This window comes from Nitrobacter sp. CN101, assembly GCF_055390255.1.
Genome location: NZ_AP038833.1, coordinates 3818647 through 3835845, shown reverse-complemented (window position 1 = coordinate 3835845; position 17199 = coordinate 3818647). Strand labels below are relative to the sequence as shown.

Here is a 17199-nt window from a genome sequence, read left to right as displayed (position 1 = left end):
GAGGACAGGCCATGGTGAAACCGTTTCCGTCGAAGACCCACATCGGCAACCATATGTTGCACCCAGAAACACTGATGCTAACCTACGGCTACGATCCGCAACTATCGGAAGGTGCGATCAAACCACCGGTATTCCTGACCTCGACTTTTGTTTTTAGGACAGTTGAGGACGGACAGGACTTCTTCGACTTTGTCGCAGGTAGGCGCGAGCCTCCGGAGGGGATGGGCGCTGGTCTGGTTTATTCCCGGTTCAATCACCCCAATAGTGAGATCGTCGAGGACAAGCTTTCTGTTTACGAGCGCACCGAGAACTGCGCGCTATTTTCGTCCGGCATGGCGGCGATTTCGACCATGATCCTCGCGTTCGTCCGCCCTGGTGACGTCATTCTGCACTCACAACCGCTCTATGGGGGAACCGAAACTCTGTTTTCGAAGACGCTTGCGAGCCTTTCCATCGGCGCACTGGGCTTTAGCGATGGCATTGACGAAGCCGTGGTCAGACTGGCAGCAGAGGACGCGATGCACAAAGGCCGGGTCGCGATGATTTTTATTGAAACACCGGCCAATCCCACCAACAGCCTAGTCGATATAGCGATGGTACGGCGTGTCGCCGAGATGATCGGCCGGGCCCAGGGGAATACGCCTATCGTCGCGTGTGACAATACCTTGCTCGGGCCGGTGTTTCAGCGGCCGATCGAACACGGCGCGGATCTGTCGTTGTACTCGCTGACCAAATATGTCGGCGGCCATTCCGACCTGATCGCGGGCGCTGTGCTTGGCTCAAAAGCGCTCATGAAAACCGTCAAAGCGTTGCGAGGTGCCATCGGCACCCAACTGGACCCCCATTCCTGTTGGATGATCAACCGGTCGCTCGAGACACTGAGCATTCGGATGGAGAAAGCTGACCGGAACGCGCGGGTCGTGGCGGATTACCTGCGTGACCACCCCAAAGTGGCTGAGGTGCACTATCTTGGTCACCACGAAGAGGCTTCCCCGGCCGGAGGTGTCTTCGCGAGGCAATGCCTCGGTGCGGGATCCACCTTTTCCTTCGACATTGTTGGCGGCAAAGTCGCGGCTCAAAAGTTCTTGAACTCACTGCAAATTTTCAAGCTAGCGGTCAGCCTTGGCGGAACTGAATCGCTTGCCAGTTTGCCCGCAAGTATGACCCATTCCGGCGTTCCGGTTGACATCCGCCAAAGAATGGGCGTTCTCGAGTCCACGATCCGGCTGTCGATAGGCATCGAAAATCCGACGGATTTGGTTGCGGACATCGCACAGGCGTTGAACGAGACTTAACCTACAATACGCCGAACGGCTGATCTGACGCGCAATCCACTCCGCTGTGGGGTTTGTTGTGACGCTAGGCAGCTTTTGCTTTTGTGGGCTTGCTCGCCCTGACAGATTTCGCCAGGCTTTTTTCCCTAATAAGGGCGGCGTGATCTAAGATCGTCTGGTCAGCATAAGCCATCGAGAACGATGCGATAGCATCATCGAATGTTGCGGTCTTCCCCATGTAGCCGGCGATTGCGGCTGGATCGCCCGACCGGGCATGCGCGCGTGCGAGCGTGCGGCCGCATAACTGAGCGTAGTCCGAGAGAGCCTCTCCTTCGCTGATCTCACTGATTCCACCAAGCCTGCGATTCTTCAGTGTTCGGACATAAAACTGACGTCCGGAGGCATCGTCTTGCGTATAGCCGAGAAAGATGTCACTGGCGGCCTGCATCATCTGCTGGCCCTGCACGACGCGGCGGCCCTGGTGCCCCTTGTATTCAAGTCGGTCGCCAAGCCGTTCCAACACGGATTTCTGCGCCTGCTTGATTTGAAGGAACAGCGGTTCGTTGTCTCCAGTCAGAAACAGCCCGACGCAGCAGAACGTACCAACGGATCCCACACCCACCGCTTTGAATGCGAGATCCTTCATGACGAAGCGATCGAGCAGCCGTAGTCGATCCGGATTTAGCTCTTTCCGATACGTGGAGAACACACGTTCGACATCGAGTTTGTGCTGTGCGTCGGCCTTGGGACTGAGATGGAAGATCGTCGGCGGTTTGTCGACGATCTTCGGACTATCGCCACTAACGAGGTGCGGGAAATTATCGTCCTTTGACAGACCTTCACCGCGCGCCTTGGCGATCACACCTGAAAGCTTGCGACGCAGACTGCCATTGCCGATCCGGTTGATTTCCTTTTCGAGGTCAATTCGGCTGTGCCAGATTTCCAATGGGGATAGCTTGGCAAGTGCGATCATGTGTAATCGATAGGCTCTGACAGTTGCGGCTGCCATTGCTCGGGCCTGTTTTTTCGGTGCACCCGAGGTCAGCGCCGCAACCGCAATGCTGACCGCGAGACGCTTCAGGTCGACGGTGAAATCGACACCAGGTAATGTTTCGTCAAAATCGTTAACGTCAAACAGGATGTTATTCTCGGGCGTGGCGAAGGCGCCAAAGTTCATCAAATGGCTGTCGCCGCCGGCCTGGACTGAAATTCCAGCCATCGGTTGAGTGGCAAGATCTGTCGCCATGACGGCGGCTGCCCCGCGCAGAAATGCAAACGGATTGAGTGACATTCGTGCGTAGCGCTCAGGAACAAGCTCCTGGACCCGATCGGGATCGCTCTCGGCGAGGATTGCAACGGCGTTGCGCGACGGTGATCCCGTCAATTCTGCATGTGCTTCACGCGGCGTCTTGTGTCGGAGTGTTTTTCCCTGCTTGAACCGTTCGATACGCGAACTCAATGAAACCGTCATTTGGCAAGTCCTTCAACGACAGCGTATACAACCGTAATATCGCACGGTTTGCGTCCGTGGCAGATTGAAATGTTCGCCTCCGATGAACTGGAACGACGGTGGCATAAGACGCGACCTACGAATATCTCCCCGCAATTTTCTGCTCAGGGTGTCCGTTGTGTGTACCGAAAACTTAAACACGGGCGTAGCGATGATGAAGTCCGCCCAGGATGGCGCGTGAACTGATCACACCGGTTCGCTGAACCGGGCGAGAAACCGGCGCATCCTTGTCCAAAGATCGATGGGTAGGCGATTCCGTCACATCATCAACTCGGATGAGGTTTTCGGCACACACAAGGATTGTGGACGCTTTGGCGTCAAGTCGATCGCCCGACCCATGGCGGGTTGGGCAGGCGTCCCACCTCCTGCTTAACCCATCGCCACATTGTCGCCCTTGGCGTCGTGCTGGCGTTGGTCGAGCCACATCGTGCCAAGCGCGAGCGCCAGCCAACCGAAATAGTAGGCAAAGCCTGTCATCAGAACGATCCAGCCGGGAATCGGTCCGACGGCGGCGCGATCGGAATATTCGGCCAGGGTCGCCACAGGCGTCGGATGGATGGCTATCTTGCCGTAATAGGCGATTGCCTGAATGGCGAAAATCCAGACGTAGTTTCGACGCAAACGCCGCCCAGCCGCGCGGACAAACGATATGTGGTGGCGTGGCGCCGTGTAGTCGCGCGCGAGAATCACCTGCCAGCTATCGTCGTGCGCCTCACCGGTGAATATTGGCGCATAGAAATTCATCTCCAGCCAGCGAGTCCGGGCGCGCCAGACATTGAAATAGCGATAGCGCCGCGCTTCCATGCCGAGAAACACGGCAAGCAGCAGCCCCACCAGTATAAGGGGTAGGGGTGACGCCTCCGGGGTCGAAAAGGTCGTCGACAGCGCGATGCCCATCGTGACGATCGACCAATTGGTCGTGTGGTCGAGCCGCGTTCGCCAGATCGTCGAGCGATAGACTTCGCCGCGGTACAGATGCGCGATGACGCCCATTTCGGCGGAATCGAAGGTGTGTCGGGGGGGTAATTCGCTGGGAGACATGGCGGGACTCCGGTTGTCCGAACAACATTTCCGCAAATCACCGGCGTTGACCGGGGGGAGTCCACATCATCGACGCCGATGAATCCAATGCCGCAACTATGCTTGCCCTGAGCCTGAATTACCAGCATCAGGTCCAAGAATAGCGGGGTGGGCTTTGTCACGTTAGCGGATGATAGGTGCGACAAATCCAGCATTCAATCGCGATCACGCCGCAGCTGTCCCTATCGGAAACCTAATCCGGCTGGCACGTGAGGCCGAATCGCGCGATGCTTCCGTCTTATGAGAGAAGCTTGCAGCCCGATCATTTCGCCAGTTTAGGAGATTCCGTCGCATCATCAACTCTGATGAGGTTTTCGGCACACACAGGCATTCTGACCGGTGGGTCTGGCCCGTATGACAGCAGGTTGAAGATTCGGCCGCCGCTCTGCTTCAGCAAGGAAAATGCGGACATGTTCGTCACGGCGTGTGAAGATGAGTTGTAGGAGATCTGCCCGGTCTGACCAAACGCTCATCCGCCGCCACGCTAACCGAGACACAGTCCATGGATGCGAGAAGCGTAAAGAATGCTGAAGATGCCCGTGCGCTGATCGAGGCGCGCCGTCTGTCTCACGTCAAGCTCGGCGTAGTCGATCTCGACGGCGTCATCCGCGGCAAGTATCTGGCGCGGGACAAGTTTTTCAACGCGCTCGAATCGGGGTTCAAGTTCTGCGATGTGATCTTCGGCTGGGACTCCAGTGACCAGCTCTATGACAAGTCGACCTTCACCGGCTGGCACACTGCATTTCCGGATGCGACCGCCCGCATTGACCCCGCCACCTGCCGCGAATTGCCGACCGAGCCGGGCATGCTGTTCTTTCTCGGCGAGTTTGATGACGCGGCAGCGCAGCTCTGCCCTCGGCGACTTCTGAAGCGCGTGATCGATCGGGCGGCCAAGATGGGATTTGCCGCCATGGTCGCTGCGGAATTCGAGTTCTTCGTCTTCGACGAGACACCGCACAGCATCAGGGAGAAGAACTTTCGCGATCTGAAAAACCTTACGCCCGGCTGGTTCGGCTATTCCGTACTGCGTTCGTCGGTCGAGGCGGATCTCAATCGCGGACTGCTCGCGCTATGCGACGAGATGGACATTCCGCTGGAAAGCTTTCACACGGAAACGGGCCCCGGCGTGCTGGAAGCCGCCATCCAGTACACGGATGCGCTCGCGGCCGCCGACCGCGCGGTCCTGTTCAAGACCTTCTCCAAGGTATGGGCCGAACGTCAGGGCAAGATGGTGACGTTCATGGCCAAATGGTCGAATGCCTATCCCGGCCAGTCCGGCCATCTGCATTTGTCGCTGCGCGGTGCCGATGGCAAGCCGGCATTCCACGAAAGCGGTCGTCCGGGCTACATGTCCGACACCATGCGTCATTTCGTCGGAGGCCAGCAGGCGCTTCTGCCTGAACTTCTGGCCATGGTCGCGTCGACCGTGAATAGCTATTCGCGACTGATCCCGGGTTTCTGGGCTCCGACCGACGCCACCTGGGGCATCGAAAATCGCACCTGCGCCTTGCGCGTGATACCGGGATCGCCGTCGGGCCAGCGCGTCGAATACCGAATCGCCGCTGCCGACATCAATCCGTATCTGGCCATCGCCGCTGCGCTCGGCTCGGGGCTCTGGGGCATCGAGCACAAGATCGAGCCTGATGAGCCGATCACCGGTAATGCCTATGACATGAAGCATGCAGCTGCTCGCGCGTTGCCGCGTACATTGTCGGAGGCTGCGGATCGGCTCGCTGGATCTGTCATTGCCCGGGAATTATTCGGCGAGCTCTTCGTCGAGCATTTTGCCATGACACGGCAATGGGAGGAGCGCGAATTCCGCAAGGCGATCACCGATTGGGAACTTGCCCGTTATTTTGAGATCATCTGAAACCCGACGCTTCCAAGAGTGATATCGTGAACGATGTCCCGGCCCAAATCATATCATCTCCGACTGAAGCATTGAGAGCCGTCCATGCACGTTCAAATCACTGGAGCTTGGAATTTTCCGACGCGCGTCATTGCGGGGCCCGGGCGCATCGCCGAGTTGCCGGATCTCTGCCGGGCTCATGGCATCACCAGGCCATTGCTTGTCACGGATGCAGGACTCGCCAAGTCTGACATGATCGCGAGCATCGCACGGCGCGTGCGCGAGGCGGGAATCCCGATCAGCATCTTCTCCGATGTCAAAGGTAATCCAGTCGAGTCCAACCTGACGGCCGGCGTTGTGGCGTTCAAGCAGGGTGGTCACGACGGCGTTGTCGCGGTCGGCGGCGGCTCGGCACTCGACGTCGGCAAGTGCGTGGCGTTCATGGTGGCCCAGTCGCGGTCGGTCTTTGATTTCGAGGATGTCGGCGACTGGTGGACAAGGGCCTGCACCGACGGTGTCGCCCCCATCATCGCGGTGCCTACCACCGCCGGTACCGGCTCTGAGGTCGGGCGCGCAAGCGTGATCATTCGCGAAGAAACGTACGAAAAGAAAATCATCTTTCACCCCTTGATGATGCCGAAGGTCGCCGTCGAGGACCCGGAGCTCGCGGTCGGCCTTCCGCCGTTCCTGACCATGGCGACGGGCATGGATGCGCTGGCGCACTGTTTCGAGGCCTATTGTGTGAAAGCCTTTCATCCGCTCGCCGATGGTGTGGCGCTGGAGGGCATCAAGATCGTCGACACCTATTTGCCACGCGCCGTCGCTGACGGTAACGACCTGGAAGCTCGCGCCTACATGTTCGCGGCGGCGTCGATGGGAGCCACAGCTTTCCAGAAAGGGCTCGGCGCGATCCATTCGGTGTCGCACCCCGTCGGCGCACGATACGATACGCACCATGGTCTCACCAACGGTGTCATCTTCCCCTACGTCATGGTGTGCAACAGGAAAGCTATCGCCGACAAGATCCCGCATATTGCCCGCGCACTCGACCTGCCGGGCCGTGATTTCGATACTGTGCTGAACTGGATTATGGCCTTGCGGAAGAATCTTGGGGTACCGCATACGCTGGCGGAGCTCGGCGTCAAGGAAGCAGATGCCGGAACGATTGCGAAAGATGCGGTCAAGGATCCGACCGCTAGCGCCAATCCCAGGTCACTGACCGAAGCCGAGTTCGAGCAACTCACGCTAGCCGCGATCCGCGGTGACATCGGGGGATAGGCCTTGCTGCGGTTATTGGTTCTTGAAGGCAACCCTCCATCCGGCCGCCGCCGGATTGGGCAAACTGCGGGGACGACTCCGGGCGAGAGCTACGCCGATCTACTCCGAACCCTGGCCCCCCAAGCGGCGGTCGATATTTATCTTGGAACTGACGAAAGCGCTTCGCCGCCTCAGCCAATCGATGCCTATCATGGCGTTGCCATCACCGGCTCGTCGCTCAACATTTACCAGTGCGAAGCCGAGTCGATGCGGCAGATCGAGTTTGTCCGCGAGGTCTTTGCTCGCGGGATTCCGATGTTCGGGTCGTGCTGGGGATTGCAGCTTGCGGCAGTGGCGGCAGGAGGGGAGGTTGGGCTCAATCCCGCGGGTCGGGAAGTGGCATTCGCGCGCAAGATCACGCTGACCACGGAGGGGCACCTACATCCAATGCATGCGCGTCGCGCCGCGGCATTCGACGCGCCGGCCATCCATAGCGATGTCGTTACCCGTCTTCCGGCGGACACCGTCATCACGGCACGAAATGCGATCTGCGAGGTTCAGGCAGCGGAGATCCGCTTCGGACGGGGCGTATTTTGGGGGGTGCAGTATCATCCGGAATATCGTCTGCACGACGTTGCCTCCGTGATCCGTCGTTACGGCCAGACCTTGGTCGACGAGGGCTTTTTCGCTGATCTTGCTGAACTCGAACGATATGCAGCCGACCTGTCCGCGCTCGAAGCAGACCCAAAGCGGCGTGACATCGCATGGCGTCTCGGACTGGACGCAGATATTGTTAGTGACGCGATACGCCAGACCGAGCTTGCGAATTGGTTCTCCTTTTTGGAGTGCAAATGAAGGACCTGACGATCTCCTCGTAACTTTCGCAGTGTGGCGATCGGAATCATGCTGGACGAGCAGCCAAGGCTCTTCTTCATGCACTTTTTGGCCAATGACGATGCAATCAAGCTCGCCAAAGACCTACGCGCAGCACTCGACAAGACCTCAGGCACAAAAAACTGAGGCGGCCCCCACTCGGCGTAATGCGACGCAACGACCGTTCAAGCGGCAGCTTTGCCGATTATCCATTCTCGGGAATATATGAGTGCAATTCTGCATTTCCTGCCTCACAAAACCGTTGTCATCTCTTACCATCAGCTAATGTATTCCGCTGGCTGAACTTCGGTCGCCAAGCGCGCGCATCGAGCGACCAGCGACCTGATCCGGACAGCAACATGAAGAGTGCGCTCATCAGCATTGCCCAGTCGGTGCGCGTCTCATGAGTGAAGCTCAAGAAACCATAGCGATCCAGGTGGCGGAGGCTGAATATCCACCAGTTGCGGCCTAACAGGATTGGGATTTTCGTGGAGATGATCGCCACGATCATGATGACGATGATCGGCACGGCCGCCGCGCGCGAAGCATAGCCGATCATGAACATGATCCCCGCCAGCATTTCAATCACGCCAACGAACGGCCCAAAGAATTCTGGCCAGGGAATGCCGATCTTGACGAAACGGCCGGCACCGAGAATGTCGGCATGCGTCAGTTTCTGCAGGCCTTCGGGGATGAATACACCAGCGAGCGCCAAGCGGATGAAAATGGCCCAGGTCGATTCGCCGGGAGAGAACCACCAGGACTGTTTCATGAAAGCGTGCTCCTATTCGCTGCTGTCCAAAGGCGCGGCGCCAGAGTTATCCAAGTCAGCCCGATGAGAATGAGGCCAGGGCCCACAACCCAGATCGTGACCGGTACCCAGAAGGCGAGGAACAGGCATACGATCAGGCCGATGATTGCGACCCAGCGCGGATAAAGCCGGTCCTCAGGCGAAAGCCTGAGCGCGGCGAGATTGGTGATCGCATCATAGATGCCGGCTTTTGCCATTGGCTAAGGTGCTACCGGTGGATCAAGCGTCGGCCGTTGACAACTAGGAAAGCCATCGGCGTGGGGCCCAGACGAAGACCATCCGAAACGGGCGGTGAGTTGGGTCAACTTGGATTTGACAAATCGGTGCATCCACGGCTCCACAAACCACCAGATGGCCCACGCAAGAAGTGCAATGCCTGCGACGATTGTTGTGACGGCTATTGCAGCATGATCATGTGGTTCCATCGCCGAGAAAATCACGTAACCCATCTGCATGTGCAACAAATACAGCGGATAAGTCATTCCACCGGCGGCGAGCACAACGGCGGCAGGGAGCGGGATACGCTTGATGCGCGTCGCGAGGAATACGCCGAGCAGCGCGACGACACAGATGGCTGCCACGACTCTCGGGTCGAACGTATTATCCGGATGCGCACCGAGCCGCTCCAGCTTGTGCGTTGCTTGAAAGATCGCCGTTCCCATTGCAAGGGCGAACAGACTCCAGAATCGCGTCCCGCGACGTCCACGGTAGTGCTGGTAGATCAGCAGGCCGACTACGAAGAATCCGCTATCGTCGGCAATGAAAACCTTCTCGAAGATCGGTGCATCGATCGTCAGTTCGTTCGCAAACGTGATTGCGAGCCAGACGAGGATGAGCGCATCTATGTGGCGAGGAAACCAGCCCAACATCATGAACAGCGCGACCCATCCATAGAATACCACCTCGATCACGAGCGACCAGTAGACGGTGTCGACATAGGGCTGGCCGAGGAATGGCGCGGCGATGAATAGGTTGGCGAGCCACTGTGAGCGCGTGACATGCCCGACGCCAACCGCCAGCATGACCGTAAACGTCAATGTCATGCAGAGAACAAATGTCGGATAGATGCGACTGAAGCGCGCGATGATGAAACCGATCCAGGACCGTCCCTCCGCCGAGTACGCAATGACGAAGCCGCTGATGGCAAAGAAAACCGACACACCGAGAAATCCGTATTGTCCGGCCGGCGCCAATGCGGGCAAGGCCACCTGCGAAATGCCGCTCGCTGAGATCGGCCCCCAGAAGCCATAGTGGTAAAGGACAACGGCTAACACGGCTGCAAGACGCAACAGATCGAGAACCGGTACCCGAGAATGCGTGTGGACAGTCTTGTCCATGGGACGCCCTCTTAAGTCGGCGGGATCTATCGGTCACACCGATTGAGACTGCCTTAACGGAACCGCTGAAACAAGTTGCTTTCTTGAAGCCGCTCTCGAACGCTTAAGCTCGCGAAACGGCCATTCCCGACACAGTGCGATTAGTCATCAAGCCTTTTGCGTTCTGGGAGTTCAGAGGGGCTGTTTTAGCGCCTAGCGGCATGATCTGATAATGATGGCCTTAAGACGCGCAGGTTCGGAAGAGCGAGAGAATGCCTCGCGTGGGAGTCGACATGCACACACATTCAATAGATCAATGGGTTCACGGCCACGTTTTTCTCGGTGATCAGCACGCCCAGAACGAGCGCAGAACCTGGATTGTCGTGGCGCTTACGGCGTCAATGATGATCGGCGAGATCGTGGCTGGTACCATATTTGGATCGATGGCATTGTTGGCAGACGGTTGGCACATGGCGACGCACGCAGCGGCGTTGGGCATTGCAGGGTTAGCCTATTTATTGGCTCGCAGGCATGCCAAAAATTCGCGATTTGCCTTTGGCACAGGAAAGTTCGGCGAGCTTGCCGCCTTTTCGAGCGCAATCATGCTTGCGATGATAGCCATGCAGATTGCTTACGAGAGTGTGGTTCGGCTCTTTAACCCGGTCACGATTGCCTACAGCGAAGCGATAGTGGTTGCGGTACTGGGATTAACGGTCAATATCGCCAGCGCATGGCTTCTTCAAGACTCTCACCATCATCATCATGGAAGCGATCATTCGCACCATCACCACGATAACAATCTCCGTGCCGCTTACGTCCATGTACTGGCAGATGCGGCCACATCGGTGCTGGCAATCGCTGCGCTGGTGCTCGCGATGTACTTTGGATGGACTTGGGCCGATCCTTTAGTTGGCATCTTCGGTAGTCTGGTCATCGGTAGCTGGGCCTATGGTTTGATCCGAGATTCTGGAGCTGTGCTTTTGGATGCCAGCGCGGACAAAAATCTCGAAATGACGATCCGCGAGCGAATCGAAACCAAGGGTGATCGTGTCACCGATTTTCACCTGTGGCAGGTGGGGCCAGGACATCGGGCCGCGATCATTTCGGTTATTTCGGACAACCCGCTGCCGCCGAAGACGTACAAGCGGCGGCTCGGAGGGTTGCGGGGCCTTAGTCACGTAACAATAGAAGTCGAGGCTTGTCCGCAGCACGCGCATGGCTAATGGCGCGACTCGCGAAGTGACTAATGTCCAGTGCCTTTCGTTCGGCCTAGCCGATCGATCCAAGTAAGCTGTTGGGGTACAAGAACGAGGCGAACGGTGATTGGCCCGTACAGCGAATTTTTTAATAGGCGACGCTCCGCGATGGACTTTTTCGTGGTGCCGACAATCGCCTTTCGTCCAGCTCTACGGCCTGCTGATCATGGGCCATGGCTGGCGGCAGATCCTGTGGTTTGGAGTGACCGCGCATCCGACGGCCGAATAGATCGCCAGCCAACTGACGGAGGTGTGTGGCTGGGAGCAAATCCCTCGTGACCTGATCCGGGATCGCGATCGAGCCTATGGTGAGATATTTATCCGCCTGGTTCGGTCGATCGGCATCCGAGACCGTCCGACGTCTCCTCGCTCACCGTGGCAAAATGCGTATGCGGAACGGATCGATCCTTAGGGAATGCTTGATCATGTCGTGGTCTTCGGCGAACGCCATCTGCGCCACGTGCTGCTGTCGTACATCAGCTATTACAACGGCATGCGTACCCATTTGTCATTGAACAAGGACGCGCCGATGTCACGCGCCGCCGAGATAGCCGGGCGCATTTCAGCGCATGTCGACCTCTGCGAACAATTCGGTAATCCGCCGGCGATGCGAGCGGCCGACGAGGGCAACTCCAATCGAAGCGCCAACTCTAAGGCTAAGACCATTCCAGAAAAATGTTGATGCAGCCTCACGACGGTTTCCTGCAGCAAACGCAAGATTCGGGCGGGAGCTGCTGGAGCGCTCAGGATGAGTGCAAACTCGTCGCCGCCCAGCCGGGCGATCGAGCCGGCGTTGCTGAAAGCCTGTCCCAAGCGCATCCCAATCTCGCGCAGGCATGCATCGCCGGCCTCGTGGCCGAACGTATCGTTTAGGTAATTGAAACGGTCAAGATCGATCAGCACGAGCGCCGACGTTCCGAATTTTAGGTTCGCGACGAATCTATTTTCTTGAAGTTCCGCAGCTTCAGCCGGATAATTGATCAAGGTCCTTGGCTATTAGCATCCGAGGAGGACGATCATGGCAATCCAGATCGTGATGGACCCTACCGGCGACAGCCGGAACTTTTTCAATGCGAATGACGCACAGGAACTGGCTAAGGCGGAGCAGCGATTTCGCGAGCTGACGAAGGTCGGCTTCACCGCCGCGGTCCGGACCGGTGCAGGGCAGGTCTCGCAAATCCGATCGTTCGACCCGGACGCGGAAGAAACCGTGTTCTTCCCCAGGCTGGTCGGCGGGTAGAAACGGTCAGCGCCATGTCGCGACTTCCACCATGCGAACGCTCGCGTATAAGAGCCGTAAGGGCGCTTTTCATCAGACTTGGGGCCGAGCGAACTGCGGAGGGCCGGTCTTTGGGGCTTCTGCGGGAGTGGCTGTCACCGGTGCAACGGATGCAGTTCGCGGAAAAGGAATACTTCGAAGTCGTCGGTGGCGACACGGGCAGGCGGTATAGGATTTATCCCGGCACCATGACGAACGTTTGCGAGGTCGACGAAACAGGCCACCCGAGGCTAGGGCTGTGTTTTCGAACAATGGGTGAGCTGCCGATCGGTGACGTGATGCTTGCCCAGAAGATCGCGTTGGAAAACTGCGAGAGTGGCGTTCTCGCGGTGGCCAGAAGTTTCGTTCCCGGCATTTTCATGTTTCGGCGAGGCAGGCTGCTCGGCTGAGCAGTCTGATTTGAACTTTCGCATCTGCGCCGGGCGCGTAGCCGTTCACGGGCAGCGCCTATGTCAAAGGAGAAGCCACAATGAATCGGCATACTCTTCTCAACATTGTTGCGACAACGGCTATCGGACTCACAACGCTGGCCGGCAGCGCCGTTGGCCAAGAGACAGGCGAGCACAAGTTGTTTGCGCCCCAGGACATCGTGTGGGGACCAGCGCCATCATCCCTCCCGCAGGGTGCGCAGGCGGCAGTGCTGTATGGCGACCCGGGCAAGGAAGGTCTGTTTGCTCTTCGGCTGAAGGTGCCAAAGGGCTATCACATTGCGCCGCACACTCATCCCAAGCCAGAGATCGTCACCGTGCTCTCGGGAGCAGCGCGGCTGGGAATGGGAACGACAGACGATCACGACAAAGCTCAGGTTCTTCCCGCGGGTAGTTTCTTTGCTATGCCCGCTCGTTCGGTGCACTCGTTCTTCGCCGACGACGCCACGGTTATTCAGCTCAACAGCTCCGGTCCATGGGGCATCAACTACATCAATCCAAAGGATGATCCGCGTCCGAAGATGTAATATCGGGATCAACGCCGAAGGTTTGCGGGCGGGCTTGCCAAGAGCGCGACTTCGTTGCGTCCGCCGCGCTTCAAAAGCCATTCGGACGGGCGGCCGCGAATAGTCTTGCAGCCGTCAAGAGCGAGTTTTGGGGCCGCGCAGGGCGCAGGGCTGTGGGCCAAAGAACGCGCGGTTGCCCGGAACCACTTCCGTCTCACTCAGTTACTTACATTAAGCGAGCGTGAGATCGCTATTACCATGACGCTATTCCTGAGCAACGTTTTGATTCCGATCGCGGTGGCTGCGGTCGCTGCCGTACTGCTCATGGGTCTGATCAACATGATGCGCGGCGGTAGTCCCAACCTATCGCAAAAGCTTATGCGAATGCGGGTCCTCCTTCAGTTCATCGCGATTGTCATCACAATGACAACGGTCTGGATGGTGGGACAGCAATAAGTTCGCGACTGATGAGTCCTTTTGTCTTATCGGGCGCATATTATCTGTTTGAACTTTGGATCACTCCAGATCAGATGGCGACTTCTTCAACACAATCGTGGCATTGAGGAGTTGGCCGGACTCGCCGCCGTGTCGCGCCGGTCGCGACTGACCCGCAACGGACATGAGCCGTGCTTCCAATTTGGTGTGGCGAACCGCGCGGAAATAAGCACGGACCTACCAGAGTTGCCTCACGGTAAGTCGGACGGTCTGCGAGTAGGGCTGGCTTGCTGGTTTGGCGACCACACGTTCGTAGTTCAGCGCGAGATCGGCGCCACGCCACAGGCGCAGTCCCATTCCGCCGCCGATTCTTAGCGTATTTGCCATATTGTTCTGCTCAACGCCGTCAATGCTATTCTCTCCCCCGAGATTGTAAAAGGCATCCAAGGAAAGCCATAAACCGTCAGTGACGTTGCGGCTCAAGTGCTCCTCGAGCCGCAGGACCGGCTTCTGCGAAAGCGTTTGCGCTCCGCTCACAAGGTAATTGTGGTTGTCGCTGAAAAATCGCCCCGAGACGTAGGTCTCGATCCAGGTCCAGCCTTGATCCGGCGTGTAGCTGAAATTGACGGTGGGAGAAATCATCCAGCGGTTAGCGCTAGGATTGATCGGAGAGGTCGGATTGTATGTCCCGAGCGGAGTTGTCACCAAAAGATGAAAGCTTGAGAAGGTCTGCGGGATAAAGAATTGAAATTGCTCGCGCGTCAACGCTGGTCCACCAAAGATGTTTATCTGCCAAAGGAAGCCGATATCGGAAAAGCCATTCGTGCTTGCGCGGATTGGGCCGGCGCTTGTGTCTATGAGCGCGTAAGGTAGAACAAGCGAGAAGCCTCCGGTACGCCCCCAGTAGTCCATGATGCGAGTGAGAACGATCGACTGTGCGAACACGTTCGAGCGAACACCAGGGACTGTATCCGTGCCATCCGCGGGTATCACGGACGTCGTATACCCCGCGTTATAGTTGACTAGCCAAGTATCGACCGGCGCATTGAGGTAATCACGCGCCGACCCGGCCCGGGCGTCCGCACCGGGACACACGACCGCAGCGACTCCGCACAGAAACATCCACCGTCGCTTCGCCGCACGCATGCTTCCCGCCTGCATCGCCCTTCCTGCAATCGCGCCGACGCATAGCCGGTACGGGTTTCGATGAGATGCGCTACTCAGACCGTGAGAAGCCCATGTTGTCGTCGATCACCGCACCCGGCCCGACGGGGACCCTTCCGGGTCTCGGCTGATTTAGATTGTGGAAGACGATCTTGTCGCGCCACACCTTGCGGAGAAAATCCGCGAACACGGCGATTGTCAGTTGCTCGCCGGGACAGCGTCGATAGCCGAAACCGAACGGAGCGAACCCGGCGTAATCGCAGACCGGTTCTGGCTTACCCTTTGACACGGCGAACACTGTGCCGAAGCCACTGTTGGTGATGCATCTCGTTGAGGGCAGATTTCGGGGGGCGGCCGGTACGCCACCTTAATTCATCTCGGCGCTCAATGATCGGAACGAGCCAATCCGGAACGGGATTGCCGCTGTTTTTCTTCAGAAGTTCGGTAAGCTCGGGCGAGGTGGGGAATCGTCCCCTGGAAATCTCGCGCTCCCAAAAGCGAAAGCTGTTCTTGTCAAAGTGGTCGTAGATGCTGTCGGGCTGCTTCTCGCCATCGGTCCTCGGGCTGCCTGCCTTCGGCTTCGATGCCGGCGCACGTTCGCGCTGCTTGTCGACTGAGGATTCAATGGCGTTTTTTCCTGATGACGTTCCTTGCTTCCCGTCCATCATTCGCTTCCTTCAGAGCGGTCATGCCAATCGTTTGCTAGGGCCTAACAGGCTGTTGAAAAAGGCCAGTCGCGGCCGAGCTGTGAGCATGATTCATTGGCTTTGAAGCGATTTGGATCTGATGGGTGCGCGGTGGTGACAATCTGACTGGCGAGTTGTTCAGCTACGTTGATCTGGAGGCGCGGGTTCGGCGCGATCACCCGCTTCGCGCCATCCGGGTAATTGTGAATGAAGCGCTTGTCGCTTTGGAGCGGGAGTTCGCGGCGCTGTATTCGCCACTCGGGCGGCCGTCGATCCCACCCGAGAAGTTGCTCAGGGCGATGCTGTTGCAGGCGTTCTACTCGATCCGCTCGGAGCGGTTGCCTATGGAGCGGCTGGAATACGACCTTCTGTTCCGCTGGTTCGTGGGCATCGGCGTCGACGATCCAGCCTGGGACCATTCGGTGTTCTCGAAGAACCGCGACCGGCTGCTTGAGGGCGACATCGCGGCCAAGTTCCTGAGTGCGGTGCTGGCCCAGCCCAAGGTGGAGAAGCTGCTGTCGAGCGATCACTTCTCGGTCGACGGCACGCTGATCGAGGCCTGGGCTTCGACGAAGAGCGTCAAACCGAAGGACGGCTCTGGCGAGCCGCCGGCCGGCGGCGTCGGGCGCAATGCCGAAGCCGACTTCCACGGCGAGAAGCGGACTAACGACACGCATGCTTCGACCACCGATCCGGACGCAAGGCTCTACAAGAAGGGCAAGGGCAAGGAGGCGAAGCTATGCTTCATGGGTCATGGGCTGATGGAGAACCGCCATGGCCTGTTGGTCGACGCCTGCCTGACGCTGGCCGGCGGACATGCCGAGCGGGTGGCGGCGTTGCACATGATCGAACCTCGCGCCGACCGGCCCCTGGCCATCACACTTGGCGCTGATAAGGCCTATGACACGGAGGACTTCGTCAACGAGTTGCGCGCGATGAAGGTGACGCCGCACGTGGCGCAGAACACAAGCAGCCGAAGCTCGGCGATCGACGGGCGCACGACGCGGCACACCGCGGCTATGCCATCAGCCAGCGTCTCCGCAAGCGCATTGAGGAAGCGTTCGGCTGGATCAAGATGGTTGCCCGCCAGGACAAGACCCGCTTCCGTGGCCGCGACCGCGTCGGATGGGCCTTCACCTTCGCAGCCGCCGCTTACAATCTGGTGCGATTGCCGAAGCTCATGGCGGTGCCAGCATGACCGCGCCGTCTCACGGCCACGCCAAACTGCTCGACGGCGGCTCAATCCAGATCGCATTCGCCTATCACAACGGCGATCAAGCCATCCCCAAAGCCAGACAGAACACTTCTTCAACAGCCTGCTAAAGGACGAATCCTATATACGCAGATGCAACCCGCGATATTTCCTTTTCGAATAACTCGCGCCCGGCTTGATCTGATTGTCGCAAAAAGCGATCAGCGCAGTGCAACGCAGTGTCGGCATGAGAAGTGAAGGTAGATTTGGCTATCCGATTGAC

19 protein-coding genes and 2 pseudogenes are annotated in these 17199 nt (G+C 58.2%); 12 read left to right on the top strand and 9 right to left on the bottom strand.

Annotated features, from left to right (window positions below):
• Positions 1-11: 11 nt before the first annotated feature.
• Positions 12-1295 carry a cystathionine gamma-synthase family protein gene (locus tag ACZ5IL_RS19135; RefSeq protein ID WP_464593961.1) on the top strand — a complete coding sequence of 428 codons (1284 nt, stop codon included), beginning with the start codon at positions 12-14 and terminating at the stop codon, positions 1293-1295.
• Between the two features lie 64 nt (positions 1296-1359).
• Here the strand turns inward: ACZ5IL_RS19135 and ACZ5IL_RS19130 are convergent, their stop codons facing one another.
• Positions 1360-2745: a DUF2252 domain-containing protein gene (locus tag ACZ5IL_RS19130; RefSeq protein WP_464593959.1), complete on the bottom strand. Its 1386-nt coding sequence runs from the start codon at positions 2743-2745 to the stop codon at positions 1360-1362.
• A gap of 408 nt (positions 2746-3153) precedes the next feature.
• Positions 3154-3825, bottom strand: coding sequence for a DUF2270 domain-containing protein (locus ACZ5IL_RS19125; protein ID WP_464593957.1), 672 nt, complete (start codon positions 3823-3825; stop codon positions 3154-3156).
• 541 nt (positions 3826-4366) lie between these two features.
• Between ACZ5IL_RS19125 and ACZ5IL_RS19120 the strand changes: the two genes are divergently transcribed.
• The 4 genes and pseudogenes from ACZ5IL_RS19120 to ACZ5IL_RS19105 all read left to right on the top strand — a co-directional run.
• Entirely contained in the window at positions 4367-5734 is a 1368-nt protein-coding gene (locus tag ACZ5IL_RS19120) for a glutamine synthetase family protein (RefSeq protein WP_464593955.1), read from the top strand.
• An 84-nt stretch (positions 5735-5818) separates the two neighbouring features.
• Positions 5819-6991, top strand: coding sequence for an iron-containing alcohol dehydrogenase (locus ACZ5IL_RS19115; protein ID WP_464593953.1), 1173 nt, complete (start codon positions 5819-5821; stop codon positions 6989-6991).
• A gap of 3 nt (positions 6992-6994) precedes the next feature.
• Positions 6995-7825: a type 1 glutamine amidotransferase gene (locus ACZ5IL_RS19110; protein WP_464593951.1), complete on the top strand. Its 831-nt coding sequence runs from the start codon at positions 6995-6997 to the stop codon at positions 7823-7825.
• Between the two features lie 48 nt (positions 7826-7873).
• A pseudogene (locus ACZ5IL_RS19105) lies at positions 7874-7990 on the top strand (DUF1259 domain-containing protein); the annotation flags it as partial.
• 118 nt (positions 7991-8108) lie between these two features.
• Here ACZ5IL_RS19105 and ACZ5IL_RS19100 read toward each other — a convergent pair.
• Genes ACZ5IL_RS19100 through ACZ5IL_RS19090 form a run of 3 tightly spaced genes read right to left on the bottom strand, consistent with a single transcriptional unit; the run spans position 8109 to position 9991 of the window.
• A complete protein-coding gene (locus ACZ5IL_RS19100; RefSeq protein WP_464593949.1) occupies positions 8109-8615 on the bottom strand; it encodes a DoxX family protein in 507 nt (168 codons plus the stop codon).
• Positions 8612-8851: a hypothetical protein gene (locus tag ACZ5IL_RS19095; protein WP_464593947.1), complete on the bottom strand. Its 240-nt coding sequence runs from the start codon at positions 8849-8851 to the stop codon at positions 8612-8614. Before ACZ5IL_RS19095 ends, ACZ5IL_RS19100 begins: the two co-directional genes overlap by 4 nt.
• A 3-nt stretch (positions 8852-8854) precedes the next feature.
• Positions 8855-9991: an acyltransferase family protein gene (locus tag ACZ5IL_RS19090; RefSeq protein WP_464593945.1), complete on the bottom strand. Its 1137-nt coding sequence runs from the start codon at positions 9989-9991 to the stop codon at positions 8855-8857.
• A 272-nt stretch (positions 9992-10263) separates the two neighbouring features.
• On the opposite strand from ACZ5IL_RS19090, the gene dmeF reads away from it, so the two are divergent.
• Positions 10264-11193, top strand: a complete 930-nt coding sequence (dmeF, locus tag ACZ5IL_RS19085; protein WP_464596944.1) for a CDF family Co(II)/Ni(II) efflux transporter DmeF — start codon at positions 10264-10266, stop codon at positions 11191-11193.
• 516 nt (positions 11194-11709) lie between these two features.
• Here dmeF and ACZ5IL_RS19080 read toward each other — a convergent pair.
• Positions 11710-12210: a GGDEF domain-containing protein gene (locus ACZ5IL_RS19080; RefSeq protein ID WP_464593943.1), complete on the bottom strand. Its 501-nt coding sequence runs from the start codon at positions 12208-12210 to the stop codon at positions 11710-11712.
• Between the two features lie 34 nt (positions 12211-12244).
• On the opposite strand from ACZ5IL_RS19080, the gene ACZ5IL_RS19075 reads away from it, so the two are divergent.
• From ACZ5IL_RS19075 to ACZ5IL_RS19060, 4 genes are all read left to right on the top strand, one after another.
• Positions 12245-12466 carry a hypothetical protein gene (locus ACZ5IL_RS19075; protein WP_464593941.1) on the top strand — a complete coding sequence of 74 codons (222 nt, stop codon included), beginning with the start codon at positions 12245-12247 and terminating at the stop codon, positions 12464-12466.
• A gap of 110 nt (positions 12467-12576) precedes the next feature.
• A complete protein-coding gene (locus ACZ5IL_RS19070; protein WP_464593939.1) occupies positions 12577-12894 on the top strand; it encodes a hypothetical protein in 318 nt (105 codons plus the stop codon).
• A gap of 80 nt (positions 12895-12974) precedes the next feature.
• Positions 12975-13460, top strand: a complete 486-nt coding sequence (locus ACZ5IL_RS19065) for a cupin domain-containing protein (protein ID WP_425906630.1) — start codon at positions 12975-12977, stop codon at positions 13458-13460.
• 237 nt (positions 13461-13697) lie between these two features.
• Entirely contained in the window at positions 13698-13895 is a 198-nt protein-coding gene (locus tag ACZ5IL_RS19060; protein WP_464593937.1) for a twin transmembrane helix small protein, read from the top strand.
• A 216-nt stretch (positions 13896-14111) separates the two neighbouring features.
• Here ACZ5IL_RS19060 and ACZ5IL_RS19055 read toward each other — a convergent pair whose 3' ends face one another.
• The 3 genes from ACZ5IL_RS19055 to ACZ5IL_RS19045 form a co-directional block, all read right to left on the bottom strand.
• A complete protein-coding gene (locus tag ACZ5IL_RS19055; RefSeq protein ID WP_464593935.1) occupies positions 14112-15020 on the bottom strand; it encodes a transporter in 909 nt (302 codons plus the stop codon).
• Between the two features lie 70 nt (positions 15021-15090).
• Positions 15091-15327 carry a hypothetical protein gene (locus ACZ5IL_RS19050; protein ID WP_464593933.1) on the bottom strand — a complete coding sequence of 79 codons (237 nt, stop codon included), beginning with the start codon at positions 15325-15327 and terminating at the stop codon, positions 15091-15093.
• On the bottom strand, positions 15314-15703 hold the full coding sequence (locus tag ACZ5IL_RS19045; protein WP_464593931.1) for a hypothetical protein: 390 nt from the start codon (positions 15701-15703) through the stop codon (positions 15314-15316). Before ACZ5IL_RS19045 ends, ACZ5IL_RS19050 begins: the two co-directional genes overlap by 14 nt.
• A gap of 125 nt (positions 15704-15828) precedes the next feature.
• On the opposite strand from ACZ5IL_RS19045, the pseudogene ACZ5IL_RS19040 reads away from it, so the two are divergent.
• Positions 15829-16922: pseudogene (locus ACZ5IL_RS19040) on the top strand (IS5 family transposase).
• The gene (locus ACZ5IL_RS19035) at positions 16919-17047 is read left to right on the top strand and encodes a hypothetical protein (RefSeq protein ID WP_464593929.1); all 129 of its coding nucleotides are present in this window, start codon (positions 16919-16921) and stop codon (positions 17045-17047) included. Before ACZ5IL_RS19040 ends, ACZ5IL_RS19035 begins: the two are co-directional and overlap by 4 nt.
• Positions 17048-17199: the final 152 nt, after the last annotated feature.

Excerpts from the sequence above, each read along its gene's own strand:
- ACZ5IL_RS19135 (WP_464593961.1), top strand. The coding sequence starts at position 12 with ATGGTGAAACCGTTTCCGTCGAAGACCCACATCGGCAACCATATGTTG.
- ACZ5IL_RS19130 (WP_464593959.1), bottom strand. The coding sequence starts at position 2,745 with ATGACGGTTTCATTGAGTTCGCGTATCGAACGGTTCAAGCAGGGAAAA.
- ACZ5IL_RS19125 (WP_464593957.1), bottom strand. The coding sequence starts at position 3,825 with ATGTCTCCCAGCGAATTACCCCCCCGACACACCTTCGATTCCGCCGAA.
- ACZ5IL_RS19120 (WP_464593955.1), top strand. The coding sequence starts at position 4,367 with ATGGATGCGAGAAGCGTAAAGAATGCTGAAGATGCCCGTGCGCTGATC.
- ACZ5IL_RS19115 (WP_464593953.1), top strand. The coding sequence starts at position 5,819 with ATGCACGTTCAAATCACTGGAGCTTGGAATTTTCCGACGCGCGTCATT.
- ACZ5IL_RS19100 (WP_464593949.1), bottom strand. The coding sequence starts at position 8,615 with ATGAAACAGTCCTGGTGGTTCTCTCCCGGCGAATCGACCTGGGCCATT.
- ACZ5IL_RS19095 (WP_464593947.1), bottom strand. The coding sequence starts at position 8,851 with ATGGCAAAAGCCGGCATCTATGATGCGATCACCAATCTCGCCGCGCTC.
- ACZ5IL_RS19090 (WP_464593945.1), bottom strand. The coding sequence starts at position 9,991 with ATGGACAAGACTGTCCACACGCATTCTCGGGTACCGGTTCTCGATCTG.
- dmeF (WP_464596944.1), top strand. The coding sequence starts at position 10,264 with ATGCACACACATTCAATAGATCAATGGGTTCACGGCCACGTTTTTCTC.
- ACZ5IL_RS19075 (WP_464593941.1), top strand. The coding sequence starts at position 12,245 with ATGGCAATCCAGATCGTGATGGACCCTACCGGCGACAGCCGGAACTTT.
- ACZ5IL_RS19065 (WP_425906630.1), top strand. The coding sequence starts at position 12,975 with ATGAATCGGCATACTCTTCTCAACATTGTTGCGACAACGGCTATCGGA.
- ACZ5IL_RS19060 (WP_464593937.1), top strand. The coding sequence starts at position 13,698 with ATGACGCTATTCCTGAGCAACGTTTTGATTCCGATCGCGGTGGCTGCG.
- ACZ5IL_RS19055 (WP_464593935.1), bottom strand. The coding sequence starts at position 15,020 with ATGCGTGCGGCGAAGCGACGGTGGATGTTTCTGTGCGGAGTCGCTGCG.
- ACZ5IL_RS19045 (WP_464593931.1), bottom strand. The coding sequence starts at position 15,703 with ATGGACGGGAAGCAAGGAACGTCATCAGGAAAAAACGCCATTGAATCC.
- ACZ5IL_RS19035 (WP_464593929.1), top strand. The coding sequence starts at position 16,919 with ATGACCGCGCCGTCTCACGGCCACGCCAAACTGCTCGACGGCGGCTCA.